At 66.5% G+C, this 20,808-nt stretch carries 19 protein-coding genes; 5 read left to right on the top strand and 14 right to left on the bottom strand.

The window, feature by feature from the left end:
- The first annotated feature begins 68 nt into the window (after positions 1 to 68).
- Genes recG through ACE3TJ_RS03980 form a run of 3 tightly spaced genes read left to right on the top strand, consistent with a single transcriptional unit; the run spans position 69 to position 3,094 of the window.
- Positions 69 to 2,132: an ATP-dependent DNA helicase RecG gene (gene recG, locus ACE3TJ_RS03990; RefSeq protein WP_374594076.1), complete on the top strand. Its 2,064-nt coding sequence runs from the start codon at positions 69 to 71 to the stop codon at positions 2,130 to 2,132.
- A 24-nt stretch (positions 2,133 to 2,156) separates the two neighbouring features.
- Positions 2,157 to 2,678, top strand: a complete 522-nt coding sequence (locus ACE3TJ_RS03985; RefSeq protein WP_374594074.1) for a tetratricopeptide repeat protein — start codon at positions 2,157 to 2,159, stop codon at positions 2,676 to 2,678.
- A gap of 17 nt (positions 2,679 to 2,695) precedes the next feature.
- Positions 2,696 to 3,094 (top strand): GFA family protein, encoded by a 399-nt coding sequence (locus tag ACE3TJ_RS03980; protein WP_374594072.1) that lies wholly within the window; start codon positions 2,696 to 2,698, stop codon positions 3,092 to 3,094.
- 12 nt (positions 3,095 to 3,106) lie between these two features.
- Here the strand turns inward: ACE3TJ_RS03980 and ACE3TJ_RS03975 are convergent, their stop codons facing one another.
- The 14 genes from ACE3TJ_RS03975 to ACE3TJ_RS03910 form a co-directional block, all read right to left on the bottom strand.
- A complete protein-coding gene (locus tag ACE3TJ_RS03975) occupies positions 3,107 to 4,489 on the bottom strand; it encodes an MFS transporter (protein ID WP_374594070.1) in 1,383 nt (460 codons plus the stop codon).
- A complete protein-coding gene (locus tag ACE3TJ_RS03970) occupies positions 4,486 to 5,442 on the bottom strand; it encodes an alpha/beta fold hydrolase (protein WP_374594067.1) in 957 nt (318 codons plus the stop codon). Before ACE3TJ_RS03970 ends, ACE3TJ_RS03975 begins: the two co-directional genes overlap by 4 nt.
- Positions 5,442 to 5,861: a nuclear transport factor 2 family protein gene (locus ACE3TJ_RS03965; protein WP_374594065.1), complete on the bottom strand. Its 420-nt coding sequence runs from the start codon at positions 5,859 to 5,861 to the stop codon at positions 5,442 to 5,444. Before ACE3TJ_RS03965 ends, ACE3TJ_RS03970 begins: the two co-directional genes overlap by 1 nt.
- The gene (locus ACE3TJ_RS03960) at positions 5,858 to 7,003 is read right to left on the bottom strand and encodes a serine hydrolase domain-containing protein (protein ID WP_374594063.1); all 1,146 of its coding nucleotides are present in this window, start codon (positions 7,001 to 7,003) and stop codon (positions 5,858 to 5,860) included. Before ACE3TJ_RS03960 ends, ACE3TJ_RS03965 begins: the two co-directional genes overlap by 4 nt.
- A 1-nt stretch (position 7,004) precedes the next feature.
- Positions 7,005 to 7,790, bottom strand: coding sequence for a hydroxypyruvate isomerase family protein (locus ACE3TJ_RS03955; protein ID WP_374594061.1), 786 nt, complete (start codon positions 7,788 to 7,790; stop codon positions 7,005 to 7,007).
- The gene (locus ACE3TJ_RS03950; protein ID WP_374594059.1) at positions 7,787 to 9,118 is read right to left on the bottom strand and encodes an aspartate aminotransferase family protein; all 1,332 of its coding nucleotides are present in this window, start codon (positions 9,116 to 9,118) and stop codon (positions 7,787 to 7,789) included. Before ACE3TJ_RS03950 ends, ACE3TJ_RS03955 begins: the two co-directional genes overlap by 4 nt.
- Positions 9,118 to 10,179, bottom strand: coding sequence for a CPBP family intramembrane glutamic endopeptidase (locus tag ACE3TJ_RS03945; protein WP_374594057.1), 1,062 nt, complete (start codon positions 10,177 to 10,179; stop codon positions 9,118 to 9,120). Before ACE3TJ_RS03945 ends, ACE3TJ_RS03950 begins: the two co-directional genes overlap by 1 nt.
- Before the next feature lie 20 nt (positions 10,180 to 10,199).
- Positions 10,200 to 11,537 carry an aspartate aminotransferase family protein gene (locus ACE3TJ_RS03940; RefSeq protein WP_374594055.1) on the bottom strand — a complete coding sequence of 446 codons (1,338 nt, stop codon included), beginning with the start codon at positions 11,535 to 11,537 and terminating at the stop codon, positions 10,200 to 10,202.
- Positions 11,537 to 12,523 carry a 3-keto-5-aminohexanoate cleavage protein gene (locus tag ACE3TJ_RS03935; RefSeq protein ID WP_374594053.1) on the bottom strand — a complete coding sequence of 329 codons (987 nt, stop codon included), beginning with the start codon at positions 12,521 to 12,523 and terminating at the stop codon, positions 11,537 to 11,539. The genes ACE3TJ_RS03940 and ACE3TJ_RS03935 overlap by 1 nt, the downstream gene beginning before the upstream one ends.
- A 16-nt stretch (positions 12,524 to 12,539) precedes the next feature.
- Positions 12,540 to 13,340 (bottom strand): SDR family oxidoreductase, encoded by an 801-nt coding sequence (locus tag ACE3TJ_RS03930; RefSeq protein WP_374594051.1) that lies wholly within the window; start codon positions 13,338 to 13,340, stop codon positions 12,540 to 12,542.
- Complete coding sequence (locus ACE3TJ_RS03925; RefSeq protein WP_374594049.1) at positions 13,337 to 14,269, bottom strand: SMP-30/gluconolactonase/LRE family protein; 933 nt, start codon at positions 14,267 to 14,269, stop codon at positions 13,337 to 13,339. The genes ACE3TJ_RS03930 and ACE3TJ_RS03925 overlap by 4 nt, the downstream gene beginning before the upstream one ends.
- Positions 14,270 to 14,435: 166 nt before the next feature.
- The gene (locus ACE3TJ_RS03920) at positions 14,436 to 15,308 is read right to left on the bottom strand and encodes an NAD(P)-dependent oxidoreductase (protein WP_374594047.1); all 873 of its coding nucleotides are present in this window, start codon (positions 15,306 to 15,308) and stop codon (positions 14,436 to 14,438) included.
- Positions 15,305 to 16,024: a TetR/AcrR family transcriptional regulator gene (locus ACE3TJ_RS03915; protein WP_374594045.1), complete on the bottom strand. Its 720-nt coding sequence runs from the start codon at positions 16,022 to 16,024 to the stop codon at positions 15,305 to 15,307. Before ACE3TJ_RS03915 ends, ACE3TJ_RS03920 begins: the two co-directional genes overlap by 4 nt.
- Before the next feature lie 164 nt (positions 16,025 to 16,188).
- Positions 16,189 to 18,552: a TonB-dependent receptor gene (locus tag ACE3TJ_RS03910; RefSeq protein ID WP_374594043.1), complete on the bottom strand. Its 2,364-nt coding sequence runs from the start codon at positions 18,550 to 18,552 to the stop codon at positions 16,189 to 16,191.
- 355 nt (positions 18,553 to 18,907) lie between these two features.
- Here ACE3TJ_RS03910 and ACE3TJ_RS03905 point away from each other — a divergent pair, with 355 nt between their 5' ends.
- Together ACE3TJ_RS03905 and ACE3TJ_RS03900 are read left to right on the top strand one after the other, a co-directional pair.
- Positions 18,908 to 20,041: a mandelate racemase/muconate lactonizing enzyme family protein gene (locus tag ACE3TJ_RS03905; RefSeq protein ID WP_374594041.1), complete on the top strand. Its 1,134-nt coding sequence runs from the start codon at positions 18,908 to 18,910 to the stop codon at positions 20,039 to 20,041.
- Positions 20,038 to 20,805: an SDR family NAD(P)-dependent oxidoreductase gene (locus ACE3TJ_RS03900; RefSeq protein ID WP_374594038.1), complete on the top strand. Its 768-nt coding sequence runs from the start codon at positions 20,038 to 20,040 to the stop codon at positions 20,803 to 20,805. The genes ACE3TJ_RS03905 and ACE3TJ_RS03900 overlap by 4 nt, the downstream gene beginning before the upstream one ends.
- The last annotated feature ends 3 nt before the right edge of the window (positions 20,806 to 20,808 follow it).

Raw genomic sequence — 20,808 nt, 5'->3', positions numbered from 1 at the left:
TAGCCGATAAGCGGAAAGCGCATTTGCGCCTCCCGCTGCATGGAGTTAGTCAGTCGGAGCGAGATAGCATGCGACCCGATATCCTCAACCCCCTGTTCGCGGAAATCGCGGCGCTGAAAGGCGTAGGCCCGGCCTTGCAGCGCCAGCTGGAGCGGCTGGAAATCGCGCGCGTCATCGATCTGCTGTTCCATCTGCCGACGGGCGAGATCGAGCGCCTGCGCGTCGATGCCGTCCACGGCGGCCTTGAAGGCAAGGTCGTCACGCTCGCCGTCGATGTCGTGGGCCATGAAACGCGCGGCCCGAAGTCGCCGCTGCGCGTCCGCGCGCGCGATGGCGATGGCAACCTGCTCGACATCGTGTTCTTCACCGATCGCGGCGGCTATGCGCGCCAGCTCCTCCCCATCGGCGAGCGCCGCGTCGTCAGCGGGCGACTGGATCGCTTCGGTCAGAACCTTCAGATCGTCCACCCCGATCATGTGGTTGTGCCCGAAAAGGCGGGGGACATCCCCGGGCGCGAAGCCGTCTACGGCCTCACCGAGGGCCTCACCAACCGCCGCCTCCGCACGCTCGTCGAACACGCGCTGGAGCGTGTCCCGGCGCTTCCCGAATGGGCAGGGGCCTCGCTCGTCCGCCAGCGTGCTTGGCCGCACTGGCACGAAGCCCTTGCCGCGGCCCATGCGAACGATCGCGCGGTACGCGATCGGCTCGCCTACGACGAACTCTTCGCGAACCAGCTCGCGCTCCTGCTGATGCGGCAGGCCTCGCGTCGCAAGGGGGCGCTCCCGCTCCGGGGCGATGGCCGCCTTATCGATGCCATGCTCCGTGCGTTGCCTTATCGCCCCACCGGCGCGCAGCAGCGCGCCATCGGCGAGATCACCGGCGATCTTGCCCAGTCCGCGCCGATGCTGCGGCTGCTGCAGGGCGACGTCGGTTCGGGCAAGACGCTGGTCGCGCTCGCCGCCATGCTCGGCGCGGTAGAGGCGGGTGCGCAGGCGGCGATGCTCGCCCCCACCGAGATCCTCGCGCGCCAGCACATGGCGAACATCGCGGCTTTGCTGAACGGCATCGGCGTCCGCGCCGAAATCCTCACCGGCCGCGAGAAAGGCGCGCAGAGGAAGGCCATCCTTGCCGACCTCGCGGCGGGGGACATTCACATCCTCGTCGGCACCCACGCGATCTTTCAGGAGGCCGTCGACTACCGCAATCTCGGCCTCGTCGTGGTCGACGAGCAGCACCGCTTCGGCGTTGCGCAGCGGCTGATGCTGGCGGACAAGGCCGAAAAGACCGCACACATGCTGGTGATGACCGCCACGCCGATCCCGCGCACGCTCACGCTCACGCAGTACGGCGAGATGGACATCTCGAAGCTCGACGAGATGCCGCCGGGCCGCACGCCGGTCGAAACGCGCGTCATCAGTCAGGATCGGCTCGAAGAGGTGGTCGAGGGCGTCGGCCGCCTGCTTGCCGATGGTGGCCGTGCCTACTGGGTCTGCCCGCTCGTGGAAGAAAGCGAGGTCGCGGGCGATCTCGCTGCCGCCGACGCGCGCTATGCCATGCTGAAGGAACGCTTCGGACCCATCGTGGGCCTCGTCCACGGCCGCATGAAGGGGCCGGAGAAAGACGCGGTGATGGCGGATTTCCAGTCCGGCCGCATCCAGCTTCTCGTCGCCACCACCGTCGTCGAGGTCGGCGTTGACGTGCCCGAAGCGAGCCTGATGGTCATCGAGCAGGCCGAGCGCTTCGGCCTCGCCCAGCTTCACCAGCTTCGCGGCCGCGTTGGGCGCGGCGCGGCGCGCTCGGTGTGCCTGCTCGTCCGCGCGCCCAACATCTCGGAAACCGCGCGCAGTCGCCTCGCGCTTATCCGCCGCTCGAACGACGGCTTCGAGATCGCCGAGGAAGACTTGAAGCTGCGCGGCGGCGGCGAGCTGCTCGGCGTCCGCCAGTCCGGCGATCCCGAATTCCGCATCGCGACGCCCGAGCAGGTCGCCGCGCTCGTCGAGACCGCGCGCGACGACGCGCGCCTCCTCGTCGAGCACGAAGGCGGCCTTTCCGGTCCCCGAGGCGAGGCTGCGCGCATTCTTCTCTACCTGTTCGGACGTGACGCCGCTGTCGGCCTCTTGCGTTCCGGCTAGCCGTTTGCGACAGCGCCGAAAGAGATGAAGACACCGCTTGCAATCGCACTGCTGCTCGCACTGCTGCTCGCACTGGCTGCGCCGTCCTTCGCCGGCACGGGTGGTTGGGCTGCGGCGCGGCTTGAAGGCGCGATGTCGGCCTATCATACGGGTGATTACCGTACGGCCCGGCGCGGCTTTCAGCGCCTTGCCGAGCATGGCTCCGCGATCGCCGAAACGATGCTCGGCGTCATGTACGCGAAGGGACGGGGCGTTCGGGAAAATCACGCCGTCGCTGCCGGATGGTTCCACCGTGCGGCAAGCCGCGGCTACGGTCCCGCGCAGATCGCGTTGTCGGATGCCTTCGCGCGCGGGCACGGCGTCGGCCGCGACACCGGCGGCGCCTATTTCTGGGCACTGGCCGCGACGATTGGCGGAGACCGCAGCGCCGAGGCATCGGGGCGCGTGCGGCTCAAGGCGCTCGGTAAATTTCTCAGTCCCGAAGATCGCGCGGAGATCGGCGAGGATGTCCACAACTGGCGCCCGCGCGCGCAGCGGCAGCGATAGCCCGGAGGCGTTTGAAGATGCACACCGGCTCTTGCCTGTGCGGTGCGGTGAGCTTCAGGGTGGAGGGCGACCTGCCCGGGCCGGATGGCTGCCACTGCACCCAATGCCGGAAGCAGTCGGGCCATTATTTCGTGTCGACCGATGTGCCCCGCTCCGCACTCTCGATCAGCGGCGCGGAAAACGTCCGCTGGTTCCAGTCTTCCGAAAAGGTTCGTCGCGGCTTCTGCGCAACCTGCGGGTCATCGCTGTTCTGGGATCCGATAGGCCGTGACTGGACTGGAATCGCAATGGGCGCCTTCGACACGCCGACGAACACACGCCTCGCCGTGCACGTCCACACCGCCGAAAAGGGCGACTACTACGACATCGCCGACGACGTGCCGCAGTTCCACACCGTACCGCCGCGGCCACACTGAGCATTGCTGCCTTCACGCCGTGAGGCTTCGATCCTCCCGGCGGCGTCCTTCGATGCGTTTGCGGATGAAGGCATGGCGAGATGCAGTGATCGGGTACGACAGCATCAGAAGCCCCGAGACGACGAAGGCAATCATGGGGAGGCCGATGGCGGCTGCCAGCATGCCGTGGGTTGCAAGTGCCGAGTTGGCGTTGCTCGCCGGATCATAGCTAAACAGCGACAGCGTGTAGAAACCGAGCGCGCCTCCCACGGCGCCGCCCGCGGGCGCGAGGAACGTGCGCATCGAAAAATAGGTGCCGGCCCGCGCTTGCCCTGAACGCAGCGTGTCATAGTCGGCGATATCGCTGGTGAGTGCCTGTGGAAACATCATGTTGGGCGTGCCGAGTGCGCTGACGAAGGCGCCGTACGCCAGCATCAGTCCGAAATCGGCCTGGCCGCCGGGCGGGAACAGCAGATAGCCAGGTAGCAGCACGCCATTCAGAATCTGGCACCAGGCATAGACCTTGTGCTTGCTGAACCGCGCGGCGAGGCGCGTGCAGATGGGGATCGCTGCCACCTGCGCGGCGGTCGCAACGAGCAGAAACATTACGACGCGGTCGCCGAAGCCGAAATAATTGTCGAGGAGGATCGCCATCAGCGCGTAGCTCGCCGCCCAGCCCACCTGACTGATGAAGTCGGCGCTGATGAAACGGCGGAACGGCCCATTGCGGGTGAAGATCGTCCGCATTTCCGCAAGATGATAGGCCTCACCCCGCGTGACCGTGCCGACCGGCACCGCGAACACTGCAATGCCGATACAGACCGGCATCATGGCGATCCCGATCCAGCCGAGGATCGCCATCGCGTCGCGGTCAAGCTCGGCGGAATCGAGTATGCCGATGGCGGGCATCGACAGGATCTCCGGTACGGCGAGAAAACCGACGCCGCCGATCAACAGCGCCAGCGTGGTCGCACCGGCGAGCCGGGACCGCTGAGCATAGTCGGTGCTGATCTCGCCGGACCATGTGCGGTAGGGCGTGTCGATCACCGAGTGCGCGATGTAGAAGGACACGATCGCCAGCGCGAAATAGGCGTTCCCCGCATTCGCCGGCGGCATGTAAGCGACCCAGAAGGCGAATAGCGAGAACAGCGCCCCCGCGACCAGCCAGGGCTTGCGCGGTCCCCAGCGCGAGTGCGTCTTGTCGCTGAGGAAGCCGATCGGCGGGTCGATGACGCCGTTGAAGATGCGCGCGAACAGGATCACCGTCGCGATGCCTGCCGTCGTCGCGTCGGTGTGCTTGGCATAGAATGCCATCAGCAGCGCCGGGAACGGCGAGATCAGCAGCGCCAGCGAAAAACCGGGCGCCGCATAGGCTGCGAGCTGGCCGAAGGGAACGCGCTGCGCCGTTTTGCTCATCGGCCGAGTTCCCGTTCAATGTGTCCTACGAAGTCCTGCGCGGCGCGAGCCACGGCATAGCCGAACGCCGGTTCGGTGGGATAGTGGCCCGCGCCGGGCACGATCTCCAGCCGGGCGTGCGGCAGGCGCTGCGCCAGCGCCCAGGCGTTCGACGGCGGCGTGCAGCAATCGTAGCGGCCGGTGATGATCGAGACCGGAATCGCGGCAAGGCGGTCCGCGTTCTGCAGCAGCATGTCGTCGTCGACGAAGAAGTCGTGCGCCGCATAGTGCGCGAAGATGCGGCCGTAGTCGGCCCCGCGCACGGGGTCGGGCGGCGCGATCGGCGCATCGAAGTGCATGAAGCCTTCTTCATAGAGGAAAAGATTGGTCGCGAAGCACGCCGCGACTTCGGGATCATCGCCGAGAATCCGGCGGCAGTATGCGCCCCGAAGATCGGTGCGCTCTGCCTCCGGCACCATCGCGGCGAAGCTCTCCCAAAGCTCCGGGAACAGCGCCTGTACGCCGTGGAACCACCAGTCGGTATCGGCTTTCCGGCACAGCCATAGGCTGACGAGGAACAGGCCGAGGCAGCGTTCGGGATGCGCCTCCGCGTAGGCGAGCGCCACGGTGCTGCCCCACGATCCGCCGCTGACGATCCAGCGTTCGATGCCGAGATGGTGCCGCAGCCGTTCCATGTCGGCGACTGTATGCTGCAGGCTGTTCGCCTCCAGCCGGCCGCGCGGCGTCGAACGTCCGCAGCCGCGCTGATCGAACATGATGTGGCGCACGCGGCGCCGGTCCGTGAAACGCGCCGCTCCCGCCATCATCGCTCCGCCCGGCCCGCCGTGGCAGGTGATCATGGGAATGCCGGCACCGCTGTCGGTCCAGTAGATGTGATGGCCGTCGCCGACGTCGAGCAGCCCCTCGGCGGTTACTGCCGGGGGCACGCAATACGGATCGTCGGCGCGCAGCATCAGGCCGCGCCGCCCTTTGCCTTTTCGAGCTGCGAGAGGATCAGCGCGTCCTCCGCCTCGCCGAGCGCAGCGTGCGCCTTGGTGGGACGGATGAAGACGGTCAACTCGTCGACCTTGCCGCTGGCATCGAGGTGGAAAATGTCGAGCCCGTGGACCTCGATCGCGCCGATATTGCCCTTGAACTCCATGATCGCCTCGTCGGCGGCGGGCCAGGTGCGGACATAGTGGAAGTTCTCGATCACCTTGGGGATCGTCTGCAGCACGATGGTGACATGCTTCCTGTCGCGGATCGGCTTCAGGAAACGCGGCGTGTTCAATTCCACCTGATCGGCCAGCATCGCCTCGATCGCAGCATGATCGCCGCTCTCGATCGCGCCGAGAATATGCGTGATGAGCGCATTCGCCCTGTCATGTGTCATGCCTGTCCTCCCGTTGAAGATGCCGCCGCGAATTGGTGTGCGATCGGCCAGTGCCATGTGCCGGGGCCGGCCATCTGGTTGATCGTGCCGGCGATGAAGAAACCGTGTCGGGGCGCATGGAACATCTTGGCGCCGCTCGCGCCCGAATGCCCGATCAGCTCGAGGCCGGCGTCCTCGGTCCGAAAGATACCGAGCCCGACGCCCGTGCGCGGCGCTGCGAGCCCCGGCGGCGTTTGCCAGTCGAGCATCGCTGCGAGCGTTCGGAGCTCCCGGAACAGCGCGCCGCCGAGCAGCCCGCGCAGGAAGCGGTTGAGCGAGGCCGCGCTCGACACCACGCCGCCGCCGCCCCAGTCGAACGACAGGCTGGCGCCGCTGCCCAGCACCGGCATCGGCCCCATCCAGACTTCCGCTTCCGGCTCGCGGTGCGGGCCGAGGCCGGGCGGATCGTTGCGGTACGCCAGATACGTGTCGGCGAGGCCGAGCGGCGCGAACAGGCGCTCGCGGTAGGCATCGCCCAGCGTGCATCCGGTCAGCTTTTCGATCAGCAGGGCGAGCAGCATGAAGCCGGTGTCGGAATAGTGGAAGCCCTCGCCCGGCGCGGCGAGCGGCGCGTCCGCCGTGCCGTTCGCGAGGAACAGGTTGATCACCCCCGCCTCGGGGTCGAGCGGCCGTTCCGGGTCCCACGGCTTCCATGCGCGGCGCCGATCGCCGCCCGGCGCCAGTATCCGCCCGATCAGCGAGTCCGGCGCTGGCCCGCCGAGCGTCGCCGCGTCATCCTCCATCGCATCGCGGAGGCCGCTGGTGTGCGTCAGCAGATGCCTCAGCGTGATGCGGTGCGCGAGGCTCTCGCCGCCGCTTCTGTGCAGCCGCGCCATGATCTCCGGCGCGAACACGCCGAAGTCGCCGTACGCGGCATCGATGCCGCGCGGGCCCAGCGCGCCTTCCTCCGCGAGCTGCAGCACGACCGCTGCGGTCATCGTCTTGGTGACGCTGGCGATGTGGAAGCCGTGCGCCGCGGTCATGGCGATGCCGGGCCGCGCTTCGCCGGCCGCCGCGACCAGAAGCGGTGCGCCCTCGGCATCCTCGACACGCACCACTGCGCCGTGGATGTTTTTGTCTGTCAGGAGGTTGATGTCAGCCACGTCAGGCAAGCCGCTTCATCCAGCCGAGCGTTTCCAGTGTCGGCTGGCGCGGCATGTATTCGGCACCGAGAAGACCATCGTAGCCGTGGCTTTCGATGCCCGCGAAAACACTCGTGAAATCCAGCGTGCCGTCGCCCGGCGGCTGCCGCCCCGGAATGTCGGAGAACTGGACGTGCGCGGCAATGTCACGGTGGCGGGCGTAGGCCTCGGCCGGATCGTGCCCGTTCATTGCGACATGATAGATATCGAACTGCAGCCCGATCACGCCTTCGTAAGCGGCCCGGATCAGCGCGGCGCCGTCGTCGATGTCGTTGATCAGCGCGTCCGGCGCGTCGACGCGGTTCATCGGCTCGACCAGCAGCCGTGCCGTGCTGCCCCGCTGCGCGGCCGCCGCCACGGCATGGTCGATGTTGCGGCGGTACGTATCGAGACAGGCGGCGCGATCGCTATCGGTGGGAATGCGCGAAGGCCCGAGATGGACGAAGCGGGCGCCCAGCACCTCCGCCGCATCGAGAGCACTGGCGAATTCGCTGCGGAACATCGCCTCGCGGCCCGGAACGCCCGAGAGGCCCGCGCCGCCGGCCATGTAGTCGCCCATGTTGACATTGATGAGCGTAACGTCGATCTCCGCCGCCGCTGCGGCTGTCGCCATTTCGGCGAGGTCGCCCTCGGCAAGGAACTGGATCTCCACGCCTTCGAAGCCCGCCGCCTTCGCCTGCGCGAACCGCTCCGGCATGGCGAACTCGCGGAACATCAGCGAGACGCTGGTCGAGAAGCGGCGGTTCATGCGGCCTCTCTCTGTGCGAACGCCTGCAAGGCGGTTTCGGCGCGCGCCAGTGTCTCGTCGATGTCGGCGTCGGTCATCGCGGTCGATCCCACCATCAGCCCGCGCGTCGCCATCAGCAGCCCCGCGTTCAGCATGTCGCGGTGAAGGCGCCGCATCCGGTCGAGATAGGCGTCGCCCGAGCGGTTATGGAATTCGCGATAATTGTCGGCGGGCTCGGAAAAGAACTGCAGGCTGGTCATGGAAGCGAGCCCGTTGGCGCGCATGTCGAGGCCGAACGCCGCCATGCGTTCCATCAGACCCCGGCGCAGACTCTCTCCCTGCGCTTCGAGGCGCGCGAACACCTCCGGCGTCAGCCCGCGCATCGCCGCAATACCGGCGACCATGCTCATTGGATTGCCGGTGAATGTGCCGCTGTGGCTCATCTTCAGCGGCCCGGCGAGATTGTCGAAGATCGCCATCGCTTCCCTTGTACCGCCGACCGCGCCGATGGGCAGCCCGCCGCCGATGATCTTGCCGAGCGCGGTGAGATCGGGAAGCACGCCGAGGCGGCCCTGCGCGCCGTGATAGCCAGCGCGTCCGCAGAAGACCTCGTCGAAGATCAGGACGATACCGTTCTCCGTGCAGAAGCGGCGCAGCGCCGTGAGATACGCCTCGCTCGCCGGTGCGAAGCCGAGCCTTGCCGGGATCGGATCGATGATCACGGCGGCGAGGGCGTCCTTCTCCTCCTCGAGCCGCGCCAGCGTGGCATCGACGGCGTTGAACGGGACGATGACGGCCTCGTCCAGTAGCGATTGCGGCGTGCCGTGGCCGAGCGGTGGCGCGGCCGGGCGATCCTCCGGCCCCCAGTTGGCGGGTGTCGGCAGGAAGCTCGCCTCGACGAGATCGAACTGGCCGTGATAGCCGCCCTCGGTCTTGGCGATTTTGCTGCGGCCGGTGATCGCGCGCGCGGCCTTCACCGCGACCATCACCGCCTCGGTGCCGCTGTTGGTGAAGCGCACCTGATCGATCCCCGGCCAGCGTTCCACGATGATCTCGGAAAGCGCGATCTCGGCCTCGGTCGGCAGGATGCAGCACAGCATCCGCTCCGCCTGCGCCTTGATCGCCTCGACGATCGGCGGGTAGCCGTAGCCGTGGATGTTCGTGGAGAAGTTGTTGACCCAGTCGATGTAGACGTTCCCGTCGACATCGGTGACGCGGCAGCCGTCGCCGCGCTCCGCGTAGATCACGTAGGGCGCGAAGGTGATCATGTGGCGCGTGTTGGCGCCCGGCTGCACCGCGCGCGCGCGATCGAACAATGCGGCGGAGCGGGATTGGCTGTCGGGGAACATCAGTTGCTGCCTTCTTTCGACCAGAGGCGCGAGGGGTCGGTGTTGCCGTCGCCACCGTGCAGCGCCATGCGCCGCTGCCAGCCGAGATCGCGCCCCGCGACCAGAAGCACGGCGGCGGCGAGGATGATCCACAGCACCATCAGGCTGATGTGCACCTGTCCCGATCCGCCTGCGCCGGGAAGCTCGAAGCGCATCGCCGAACCGATCATGTTGAAGCTGCCGTGCACGATGATCGCCGGCCACACGCTGCCGCCGGATAGGTTCACGAAATAGCCCGCGATGATGGTCATCCCCACGCAGCTTGCGATGAACACCGACTGCCCGGCGAGCAGACGCGGTAGCGTGTTCTGCCCGGCGAGCAGCAGCGGCACCTCGCGCGGGAAATGCCACAGCGCCCAGCAGATGCCGAGCACGACCGCGGCGACGAGCGGCACCCCGAACTTGTGGACGAGCAGGGGCCAAGCGAACCCCCGCCAGCCGAGTTCCTCCAGCAGGGCGCCTTGATTGGCGAAGAGCGCGACGAGCCACGCGCTTGTGAACATGGCGGCGGATTGCAGGCCGAAGCCTTGGATGAGCCCCGGCAGGGCGAGGTCGCCCGCACGGAGCCAGGTGACTGTCCCGGCCAGCGCGGCAACGCCCGCGACCAGCAGCAGGAGCGTGAGATAGAGGCGCGCGCCCTCACGCCAGCCGAGGCTGCCGCGCAGCGGGTGATAGAGCGAGAGCAGTGCCTTCAGGCCCGATTTCCCCCACCCGGCCGCGACGACGATCAGCGCCGCCGTGGTCGGTGCGCCGGGAAAGAACAGGAACGGAAACACCAGCGGTACCGCCCAGTAAGACAGCAGCGTCGCCGGAACCCCGTCAGGGTGCGCGGCGATCAGCGGATGCGCGGCGAGAACCTCCGCCCGCACCGTGAAATAATGATCGACCAGCGATTGACCCGGACCATAGGCATCGGGCGCCACGATCTCCGCGACGACGGCATACGTCCACAGCAGCGAAGCGATGCCGAACGCGATCGCATAGAACCAGCGGAAGGGGTGGGCCCGAATGGAATCGCGCATACGTCGTCCTCCCTTGCCGTCTACAGGGCCTTGAAGCGCGTGAACGCGCGGCGCGCCCCCGCGATCGTGAAATCGATGTCATCATTCGTCATCGGCGTCGATCCGACAAAACCGCCGCGCATCGTTAGCAGCTGTTCCTCGGCGAGCAGTTTCTGGATGATGGGAAGGCGCGCGGCGAGATCGGTTGACGCCGCGAAGGCCAGATCGCGGTAATTGCGCAGCGGCTTTCGCGTCATCACCAGCACCGATATCGAACCCTCGCCGAGCACGACGCCGTCGAGATCGAGATCGTGCTGGATCTGCGCGAGACCTTCGCGCAGGCGATCGCCCTTGGCGGCGAGATCGTCGAAAGCGCCCGGGGTCAGCAGCCGCAGCGATGTGGTGCCGCAGGCCATCGCCATCGGGTTCGCGGTGAACGTGCCGCTGTGCTTGATTTTGGGATCGCCGGAATCGATCTCGAACACCGACATATATTCCTGTTTGCCGCCGCAGGCCCCAACCGGAATGCCGCCGCCGATGATCTTGCCCATCGTGGTGAGGTCGGGGGTGATGCCGATCTTGCCCTGATAGCCGCCATGGCCGGCGCGCAGCGACCAGACTTCGTCGAAGATGAGAAGGATGCCGAGGCGCTCGGTCTCCTCGCGGAGCATTTCGAGGAACGCCAGATCCGGCTGCACCATGCCGAGCTGAAGCCGCTGCGGATCGAGGATGACGGCGGCGAGCTGATCGGCTTCGGCGCGCAGGATTTCGCGGGTCGCCTCGATGTCGTTGAGCGGCAGGATGGTCACGAGGTCGAGCAGGCCCTGCGGATGGCCCGCCTGATAGGCGGTCGCTTTGGGCCGGCGCGGATCGCCCCAGTTTTCGGGCGTCGACTGGAAGCTCGCTTCAAGCAGGTCGAACTGGCCGTGATAGCCGCCCTCCATCTTGGCGATCTTGGGCTTGCCGGTATAGGCGCGCGCGGCCTTCACCGCGATCTGGTTCGCTTCGGTGCCGCTGTTCATGAAGCGCACGCGCTCGATGGAGGGGATGCGCGCGCAGAGGATCTCCGCGAGCTCAACCTCCCATTCGGTCGGCAGCACCGCCGACATCAGCCGCGCCGCCTGCGCCGAAAGCACGTCGATGATCTCGCGCTTGTTGTGACCGTGGATCAGCGCCGAGAAGTTGTTGATCCAGTCGATCTTGCGGTTGCCCTCGACGTCGGTGATCCAGCAGCCTTCGGCGTGATCGGCATAGATCGGATAGGGCTTGGCGACGGCGAGATGGCGCGTGTAGCCCGACGGCATCACCGCCTGCGCGCGCGTGAAAAGACGCTCTGAAACGCTCTGGTTGTGGTTCGGCGGGGCAGGGGTGGAACCCATCAGAAATTCACCTTGTCCTTGCCCTTGGTGCCGAGGATTGCGCGCGCCTCGTCAGGCGTCGCGATCTCGAGGCCGAGTTCTTCCAGAATGCGGCGGATCTTCGCCACCTGCTCGCCCGATGATTTGGCGAGCTGGCCTTTGCCGAGCCACAGGCTATCCTCCATCCCGACGCGGACGTTGCCGCCCAGCAACGCCGCCTGCGTGGTGAGGCGCATCTGCTCCTTCCCCGCCGCCAGCAGCGACCAGTAATACGTGTCGCCAAACAGCTCGTCGGCGGTTTCGCGGAAGTGGAGCACATGGCGCGGCGTGCTGCCGATGCCGCCGAGGAAGCCGAACACCGACTGGATGAAATAGGGTGGTTCCACCACGCCCATCGTCTCCAGCATCTTCAGCGAATAGAGATGGCCGATATCGAAGCATTCGTATTCGAACACGACGCCCCGGTCCCGCCCCAGCTCCTGCGCGATCTTCTCCATGCTCGCCCACGTGTTGGCCATAGTGAGGTCGCGGGTCGACTGGACGAACAGCTTCTCCCAGTCGCGCAGCTTGTCGAAGTCATACTTGCGCCCCAGCATCCAGCTCGCGGCGTTCATCGGCCCCATGTTGAAGCTGGTGATCTCGGGCGAGAATTCCTTGGGCGCCGCGAGCCGTTCCTCGATCACCTCGGCCCAGTTGCTCTTCACGTCGAAGCCGCCCGTTTCGGGATTGCGGCGGATCGCAGGCTGGCCGGTGGTGATGTTGATGATCACGTCCGACTGCTGCTTGATGCGCGAAAGATAGAGCGCGTAGACGGCGGGATCGGTGACCGGGCAGCCGGTTTCGGGATCGCGCGCGTGCAGGTGGACGATCGCCGCGCCGGCTTCGGCGGCCGCCACCGAATCGGCGACGATCTCGTCGGGCGTGATCGGCAGGTACGGCGACATGATCGGCATGTGCATCGCGCCTGTCGTCGCGCTGGTGATGATGACCTTGGGGGATTTGCGCATCTCGCTCTCCTGCAGCTCAGCCTTGTGCGGCGATGACGGCGGGCGAGAAGGCGCCCCCGCCCGAAAGTGTCTGTCCGCCGTCGCAATTGAGGATCGCGCCAGTCACGTAGCGGCCGGCGTCCGACGCGAGGAACAGCGCCATTTCGGCGATGTCCCCGGTGGTGCCGAAGCGGCCGAGCGCGGTCGCGCTCTCGGCGATCCGCCGCGCCTGCGGCGTCGGGGCGAGGCGGGCCATGCCTTCGGTGCCGTCGATGGGGCCGGGGACGATGGCGTTGACGCAGATGCCTTCCGGCCCCCATTCCAGCGCCAGCGCGCGGGTCAGCATGTCGATCGCCGCCTTCGCCGAGCAGACGTGCGCCTGCCCCCAATAGGGCGCGGTCGATTGCGGGGCGGAGATGTTGATCATCCGGCATCCCGGTTTCCGCGCCACGTCATAGGCGGCGCGCAGCACGTTGAACGTGCCGATGAGGTCGATCTCCACGACGGTGCAGAACGCGTTGGCCGACATCTGGGCGGCTGGCGCGATGAAATTCCCCGCCGCGCCCGACACGACGATCGACAGCGGCCCGAAGGCGTCGGCGGCGCTACGCATCGCGGCCTGAACCGCATCGCTTTCACGCACGTCGGCCGCGAAGCCGATCGCGCCGTGGCCGATTTCGGCGACGGCGGCCTCCACCTTCTCCGGCTTGCGACTGAGCACGGCGACCTTCGCACCCGCGGCGGCATAGGCCTTGGCGATGGCGAGGTTGATGCCGCTGGTGCCGCCCGCGACGAACGCGGCGTGGCCAGCAAGGAGGTTGTCGGCGAAAACGGTCATGCGATGGTGTCCTGGAAAGCGAGGGGCAGGCCCGGGCGCGGCCACGGCAGCGCGACGAGGCGCCCGGACGACGACAGAGTGACGTAGGCGGTGCGGTTGTCCGGTCCGCCGAACGCGATGTTGGTCGCGTAGAAATCGTCGAGCGCGACGAAGCGGTGGTGCGCACCGTCCGGTGAGAGCTCGTGGATGCCGCAGCGGTTGAACGAGGCGACGCAGATATTGCCCGCCGCATCGATCGCCAGCGAATCGAGATAGGCCGGGCCGTCCAGTGCCGCGACCAGCCGCCCGCCGCACGGCGACGGCCATGGTTCGGGCACGATCACGCCGGGTGCGGAAAGCGCGAACGCCCATACGCGGCGCGTAATGGTTTCCGCCACGAACAACGCCCGCGCGTCGGCGGAGAGGCCGATACCGTTGGGCGTCACGAGCCCCGCCGCGACCTCGACGAGCGGGCGCCCGTCCGCATGGCCATAGTAGACGCGCCCGACATCCATCGTCTGCACGCCGCGCTTGCCGTGATCGGTGAAGTAGAAGCCGCCGTCCGCATCGAAAACGATGTCGTTGGGGGAACGGAGCGCGGCATCGCCGCACGCGTCGTAAACCCGCTCAACCCGCCGTGTTTCGAGGTGCACGCGCTCGATCCAGCCCGGCGTTTCCGATTGCCCCGAAGGCCGCGTCCACGCGCCCTCGCGCACATAGGTCCAGCCGCCGCTGTTGCAGATATAGACCCAGCCGTCGGGGCCGAGCGCCGCGCCGTTCGGGCCGCCGTCGAGCATCGCCAGCCGTTCGAGCGCGCCGTTCGGCGTCACGCGGGTGAGGCTGCGGCCCTCGATCTCGACGACGAGAACGCTGCCGTCGCCCAGTGCGATCGGTCCTTCCGGGAAGCGCAGCTGATCGGTCAGCGTCGCCATGTCGCCCGCGCTCGTCATCGCACCCGAATGCCTCCCCGATTCCTTGTCGAGACAATATGACTATCAGGTCATGTTAACAAGCGCAGAATTTTCAGAGGATATGAAAGCTATTATGCGCTCTCGTACAGGTTCGTGCGGAATTTTTGAATGACTATAAGGTCATTCCAAACGGAGAAGGCTTCGCTCAGCCGTTCCGGCGCTCGGCGAGTTCCAGATAGAGCGCGCTGTGATCGAGCGCCGCGCGCGGCCCTTCGCACATCTTCGCGTAAAGATCGCGCGCGAGACCCGCGAAGGGAAGTTCGAGCCCGAGGCTTCCGGCGAGCCCTGTCGACGTGTCGAGGTCCTTGAGCTGAACCGTCGCATGGGCGCCGGGCTGGAAATTCCCCCGGATCATGCGCTCGCCGTGCTGGCGCCAGATGGTCGAATCCGCGAAGCCGCCCTGCAGTGCGTGGTGCACGGCTTCCGCGTCGCCGCCGCCCGCTTCGACGAGCAGCAGCGCCTCTGCCACCGCACCGATGGTCACGCCCACGATCAGCTGGTTGGCGAGCTTGGCAAGCTGCCCGCTTCCCACCGGCCCGACATGTGTCACGCGGCCGACCGGCGCGAGCCATTCGGCCGCTTTCGCCACCACGTCCGCGTCGCCCCCGGCCATGATGGTCAGTGTCCCCGCGATCGCGCCGCGTTCGCCGCCCGAAACCGGCGCGTCGACATAATCGATCCCGGCGTCGGCAAGCCGCGCCGCCTCCGTGCGTGCCGTCTCGACCGGGATCGAACTCATCACCACGACCGTGCTGCCGCGCGGCAGCACCTCTGCGATCCCGTCATCCCCGAACAGCAGCGCGTCGCACACTGCGCCCGTGCTCACCATCAGGATCGCGGCGTCGGCACCGCGCGCCGCTTCGCGCGCACTTTGCACCGGCGTGATCCCCGGACCGGCGAGTGCTTCGGCCTTGTCGAACGAACGGTTCCAGGCGACGACATCATGCCCCGCGGCCGCGAGGTTGCGCGCGATCGGCGCGCCCATGATCCCGGTTCCGAAAACCGCGATGCGTGTCATTCGGGAACCTGCATCTCCACCAGCGCACAAATCTCGCCTGCCTGATCCGCAGGTGGGTTCTGGCCGTAAAGCGCGCGGTAGAGCATCAGGGCGTGCAGTTCGATCAGGAACTCGGCCGGGTATTCCTGCTTGATGCCGGGGCCGGCCTGAATCCGCAGGCGCGCGAACAGGCTCTGGTCGAGCATCCCGCCCGCGGTGCGCTGCATCAGGTGAAAGAGGTCGCGGTCCCTTGGCGGTTTCCCCATGCGGCGCACGGCGAATTCCAGCGTGCGGTCGGCGATTGCCTCGTTGCGGTCGTGCCAGATCGCGCACATCGTCGCATCGACATCCGCCATCTGCACCATGGCGCGCAGCACGCCGACATTGTTCATGAAGGTGGTTTCGTACCAGGCGATCCATTGCCGCACATTGGCGTAGTGCGAATGGTTGGAGGGCAGCACCGGATAGATCTGCCGCTCGTAATCGACATAGCGGCGCGCCATCTCGTGGAGGAAGGCGTCCTTGCTCGGAAAATGAATGTAGAACGTGCCTTTGGCGAGCCCGGCATCGAGGCTTACGTCTTCCACATTGAGATCGCGGTAGCCGACATCCTCGAGCAGGCGCACGCCCGAAGAGAGGAGATTCAGCTTCGTCTTCTCGCCGCTCCGCACCTTCCGGATCTCGCCCGAAAGCGCGGCCAGAAATGTCGAAAAGCGGATGCTGCTGATCCCGTTCAAGCCATTATCCCCGCCATTGCCTGCCGCGCGTCCGGCACGGCCTGCTCCGCCAATAATCGAAAGCGGCACGGCTTGTCGATCTCGTTCCGCCCCCTTCGGCACATATGACTGCCCGGCCGGATGGGAGGTCCGGCCGGGCAGCGCGATCGGGCGGGCGGACTTCGTCAATTTGCCCCGAAATTGACGCGGGCGCTGATCCCGATCACGCGTGGAGAGCCTTGGAAATAAAGCGCCTTACCCGTGATGGGGTCGCCGCCGTTCGGGTTCGAAGGATCGGTGGAAACGAACTGGCTGTAGGGGATGAACGCATCGGTCACATTGTCCGCGAACAGGCTGATCGACCAGCGGTCCGTCTGCACGCCGACGCGCAGGTCGAGCGTGGTGTAGCCGTCCAGCCGTTCGAAGGGCGTGCCGATGCGCAGCAGCGAGCTGAGCGCTCCGGCGCGGTGCTGCAGACCCGCGCGCATCAGCAGGCTGAGATCGTCGTTCAGCGGCGCTTCGTAGGTGATCGAGGCGTTGGCGCTGAAGTTCGCGGTGTTCGGGATACGCGCACCGGTTATGGTCTGGCCCGATGCGACGATGCTGCCGATGCGGGTGTCGAGGATTGTGGCCCCGGCCGCGAGCGTCAGCCCTTCAGTCGGCTTTACAATCGCTTCCAGATCGACGCCGTAGCTGCGCGCCTTGCCGGCATTGCCGATGATCTCGCCGACGCCGCCCGCGCCTTCCTTGGTCACGACCTGAAGATCGGTCCAGTCGTTGTAGAAGACGGCCGCGTTGAACGTGGCGAGCCCGTCGCCGAACGCCGATTTCACGCCCGCCTCATACGCGGTCATGCGCTCGGGCGCATAGGAGATGTCGGATGGCACCGCGCCGGAGACGAGCGCGAACAGATCGTTCTGCCCGCCGCTGCGGAAGCCCCGGCTGACCGACGTGTAAAGCGTCAGGTCCGGGCTCGGCTCGAAGGTGATCGACACGCGCGGGTTGAAGACGTTGTCGTTGCCCGAAGACGGGAAGGCCTGCGGGAAGGGGATGCCGCCGAAGATGCTGGTGGCGATGGTTTCCGAGCGGCGGCGATCGTTGAAATAGCGCGCGCCGAGCAGCAGCGTCAGCTGGTCGCTGACTTTCAGCGTGCCTTCGGCGAAGCCCGCCCATTGCCGGCTCGTGGTGTCGGAATTCGAATCGAGATCGCCGGCGCCGTCCACCGTGTAGCCGCAAAGGCCGCCGCACATGGCATTGGCCATCGCGACCGGCACCAGCGGTTCCTGCGGCGCGTACAGTCGCGTGTCGAGCTTGCGCTTCCTGTAGAAGCCGCCCGCCGTCAGCTCGAACGCACCGCCGAAGTCGGAAACGAAGCGAAGCTCCTGGTTGAACTCCTTGACATCGACATCGACCTCGACGCGTGAGCCCTGGAAGGTGAAGGCGCCGCCGGTGATCGGGAAGCCGATCTGGTTGGCGATGTAGATGATGCCGAGCTGGTCCTGCGCCTGGGAGATGTTGCGGCTGAAATAGTTGGTCGAGGACAGCAGCTTGCCGAAGGGCAGGCGCTTTTCGAGGACGAGGCTGTAAAGCTCGAAATCGTCGTTCATGTGCTCGAGATCGGTCGAGAAGAAGCCTTCGCGATCGACCGAGCCGCGGTTGCGGAAGCCGCGGTCGGAGCGCTGGATCAGTGCCGAGAAATTCGCGCTGAAGCTGTCGGTTGGTGTGAATCCGAGCTGGAAACGACCACCGTAGGTTTCGCCGTCGTTGGCGTTCTTTTCGGTTTTGGACAGCGTGAACGTCTGGTTCACTGATGGCACGCCCGGCCCAAGGATCGGGTTGGGCGGCGCGCCGAAGGATGCCGTCACCGTTGCGTCGGTGCGGTCGATCCAGCCGCCGTCGCGCTGGTAGAAGCCCACCGCGCGCAGGGCGAGCACATCGGTCACCAGCGGCACGTTCAGCATCAGGTTGCCCGACCTGTTGGTGCCGCCGTCGCGCACGGCACCTGCCGTCGCGGAGGCCGCGCCCGCGAAGGCGGTGGAGTCGGGCTTGTTGCCGATGATGCGGATCGTGCCGGCCAGCGAGCCCTCGCCGAAGATCGTGCCCTGCGGCCCGCGAAGTACCTCGACGCGCGCCGCGTCGGCGAGCACGGCCTGCGGGAAGAAGCCGCCGACCGAGAAGGGGGCCTCATCGATATAGAGTCCGACCGCGGTTCCGGTCGTTCCGTAGATGTTGTTGGTGTTGAGTTCCGAAATGCCGCGGATGGCGACCGCGCCCTGTCCGGGCGATTCCGAGCGGAGCTCGACGCCCGCGAGCGTCTTGACGATGCCATTGAGGTCGGTGGCGCCGACGTTGCGGATCTCTTCGCTGGAGATCACGTTGATCGCGATCGGAACGTCCTGAAGCACCTGTTCGCGCAGGTTTGCGGTCACAACGATCTCGTTGCCCTCAACGAGCGGCGCTTCGGCTTCCTGCGCAAAGGCCGGCACGCCGGCGAGCATGATCGCCCCCAAACTTCCCGATACCAGCAACGTCCGTTTCGAAATCCCCATGATTCGGCCCCCTCTTCCCGACCCGGTAGGCCGGCATTCCTGAATCCGCCACCGTTCTGGCCGATCGGAACCCGGCATCCTGGCTTGCCGTCAGTATATGACCATATAGTCATATGACTGATAAGAATGGATTGTCAATGCCGGCTGTGCTCCACGGTGTGCACAAGGCGTGGGCAAATCAGAATTTTCTATATCATACTGTAAAAATTGAAATTTATTATAAAATGTGGTGCTGTTCTCCCGACGGCTTTGTGATCCAAGAGCATGTGCTGCGTGCAGGCAGGGTACGGTTTGTATTGATAATATGACTATTTGGTCATATTGAGATGCACGCAGGGTGAAGAAGAGGGGCTACATGCGAATCGAAGGGGTCGAATGCTACGTCGCCTCGCACTGGGCCTTCGTGCGCGTCATCACCGAGGCGGGCATCGATGGGATCGGCGAGGCGACCTACTTCCCGCACCCGACCGCTGTGCGCGCCGTCATCGATGATTTGCGCGGCGAGCTTGTTGGGCAGGATGCGTTTCGCTCCGAATTCCTGTTCCAGCGCGCCTTCAAGCATCACTGCATCCGCGATGCGGTGCTGATGGCGGCGCTCAGCGCCGTCGATCAGGCGCTGTGGGACATCAAGGGCAAGGCGCTCGGCGTCCCGGTCTGGCAATTGCTGGGCGGGCGCGTGCGCGACAAGGTCCGCGCCATCCTGCTGCTCGAAGCAGGAACGGAAGCGGCACTGGTCGAGCAGGCGGTCATCGCCCGCGATGAGGGTTTCACCGCGATCAAGATCAAGCCGTTCCTTGGCGATTGGCACCGGCAGCCGATGGCGCGGATGATGCAATCGGCAATCGGCGCTGTGGAGGCCGTGCGTGAAGCGGTCGGCTGGGACATCGACATTGCCATCGAGATGCACCGCAACCTGACGCCCGATCTGGCCGCGGTGTTCGCCGCCGCTGCCGCGCGCATCAGCCCCTATTTCCTCGAAGACCCGATCCTCCCCTACAGCGTTGCCGCCAATGCCAGCGTCGCAGAGCGCATGGCAGGCCCCGTCGCGGTGGCGGAGCGCAACACGAACATCTGGGAATTCCGAGAATTCTCCGATTGCCACGCGGTCTCGATCCTGCGGCCCGACGTCGGCCTTGCCGGCGGCTTCACGCAGATGCGCAAGATCGCTGCCATCGCCGAATCCCGCCATCAGCGCATCGTGCCGCACAACTTCACCGCGCCGGTTTCGACCGCCTGCCACATCCAGCTCGCGGCCTGCACGCCCAACTGGGATGTGCAGGGCTATGTCCGCGAAGACCGCGATCCCTGGAACCGCGTCACCAGCCACATCAACCGCATCGAAAACGGCTACCTCGTCATCCCCGATGCGCCGGGGATCGGCATGACTCTCGATCTCGAATATCTGGCCCGTGCGGAGTACGTACCGTTCGGAACGAAGTTCCCCGATGGCCCGGTGCGCGCCGCCGACGGCGGGATCAAGCACCAGTGAGCGATACGCTTTCCGCACTGCTCGCGACCGGGTTCGAGGGTGCCATTGCGATCGTCGCGGGCGGCGCGGGCGGCGTCGGCGCGGCCGTCGTTAGCCAATTGACCACGCACGGCGCCCGCGTCGTCATCGCATCGCGCAGCGGCGACGCGCTCGATCCCGGCCGCAGCGCACCTGCCTGCGGCGAGGCGATCAGCGCCGCACTTGACCTGACCGATCCAGCTTCGATCCGCGCCTTCGCCGACTGGGCAGGCGTCGTGCTCGGCCGCCTCGACCTCCTCGTCAACAGCGCCGGCGTGACACGCAGCGTATCACTCGGCCGCCTCGACCTGCTGGACGACGCACTGATCGATCTGGTCATGACCTCGAACGCCACGGGCGCGATCCGCCTCATCCGCGATCTCCAGCCGCTGCTCGATCGCGGCGAGCAGCCGTGCATCGTCAACATCTCCTCCGTCGCCGCGCGCACGGGCGTGGGCAGCAACATCGCCTATGTTGGCGCGAAGGCGGCGATGGATGCCGTTACCCACGCGCTCGCCAAGGCACTTGCACCGCGCATCCGCGTCGTCGGCATTGCGCCGAGCGCGCTCGACACGCCGTTCGCGAAAGGACGCGGGCAGGATTTCATCGACCGCACCGTCGCGGCAACCCCGCTCGGCCGCCTCGCCACGACCACCGAAGTTGCGAACGCCGTCCTCTGCGCCGCCCGGCTGCTGACGGCGACGACGGGCATCGTCATCGCCGTCGACGGCGGCCGCCACCTCTAGGGA

The organism is Sphingosinicella sp. (assembly GCF_041916975.1).
Lineage (GTDB): Bacteria > Pseudomonadota > Alphaproteobacteria > Sphingomonadales > Sphingomonadaceae > Sphingosinicella.
Note: the sequence above shows the minus strand (reverse complement) of the source record. Positions and strands in the feature narration are given on the sequence as shown.

What these genes read in the sequence shown, in the direction of transcription:
- recG (WP_374594076.1), top strand. Translation starts at nt 69, where the DNA reads ATGCGACCCGATATCCTCAACCCCCTGTTCGCGGAAATCGCGGCGCTG.
- ACE3TJ_RS03985 (WP_374594074.1), top strand. Translation starts at nt 2,157, where the DNA reads ATGAAGACACCGCTTGCAATCGCACTGCTGCTCGCACTGCTGCTCGCA.
- ACE3TJ_RS03980 (WP_374594072.1), top strand. Translation starts at nt 2,696, where the DNA reads ATGCACACCGGCTCTTGCCTGTGCGGTGCGGTGAGCTTCAGGGTGGAG.
- ACE3TJ_RS03975 (WP_374594070.1), bottom strand. Translation starts at nt 4,489, where the DNA reads ATGAGCAAAACGGCGCAGCGCGTTCCCTTCGGCCAGCTCGCAGCCTAT.
- ACE3TJ_RS03970 (WP_374594067.1), bottom strand. Translation starts at nt 5,442, where the DNA reads ATGCTGCGCGCCGACGATCCGTATTGCGTGCCCCCGGCAGTAACCGCC.
- ACE3TJ_RS03965 (WP_374594065.1), bottom strand. Translation starts at nt 5,861, where the DNA reads ATGACACATGACAGGGCGAATGCGCTCATCACGCATATTCTCGGCGCG.
- ACE3TJ_RS03955 (WP_374594061.1), bottom strand. Translation starts at nt 7,790, where the DNA reads ATGAACCGCCGCTTCTCGACCAGCGTCTCGCTGATGTTCCGCGAGTTC.
- ACE3TJ_RS03950 (WP_374594059.1), bottom strand. Translation starts at nt 9,118, where the DNA reads ATGTTCCCCGACAGCCAATCCCGCTCCGCCGCATTGTTCGATCGCGCG.
- ACE3TJ_RS03945 (WP_374594057.1), bottom strand. Translation starts at nt 10,179, where the DNA reads ATGCGCGATTCCATTCGGGCCCACCCCTTCCGCTGGTTCTATGCGATC.
- ACE3TJ_RS03940 (WP_374594055.1), bottom strand. Translation starts at nt 11,537, where the DNA reads ATGGGTTCCACCCCTGCCCCGCCGAACCACAACCAGAGCGTTTCAGAG.
- ACE3TJ_RS03935 (WP_374594053.1), bottom strand. Translation starts at nt 12,523, where the DNA reads ATGCGCAAATCCCCCAAGGTCATCATCACCAGCGCGACGACAGGCGCG.
- ACE3TJ_RS03930 (WP_374594051.1), bottom strand. Translation starts at nt 13,340, where the DNA reads ATGACCGTTTTCGCCGACAACCTCCTTGCTGGCCACGCCGCGTTCGTC.
- ACE3TJ_RS03925 (WP_374594049.1), bottom strand. Translation starts at nt 14,269, where the DNA reads ATGACGAGCGCGGGCGACATGGCGACGCTGACCGATCAGCTGCGCTTC.
- ACE3TJ_RS03920 (WP_374594047.1), bottom strand. Translation starts at nt 15,308, where the DNA reads ATGACACGCATCGCGGTTTTCGGAACCGGGATCATGGGCGCGCCGATC.
- ACE3TJ_RS03910 (WP_374594043.1), bottom strand. Translation starts at nt 18,552, where the DNA reads ATGGGGATTTCGAAACGGACGTTGCTGGTATCGGGAAGTTTGGGGGCG.
- ACE3TJ_RS03905 (WP_374594041.1), top strand. Translation starts at nt 18,908, where the DNA reads ATGCGAATCGAAGGGGTCGAATGCTACGTCGCCTCGCACTGGGCCTTC.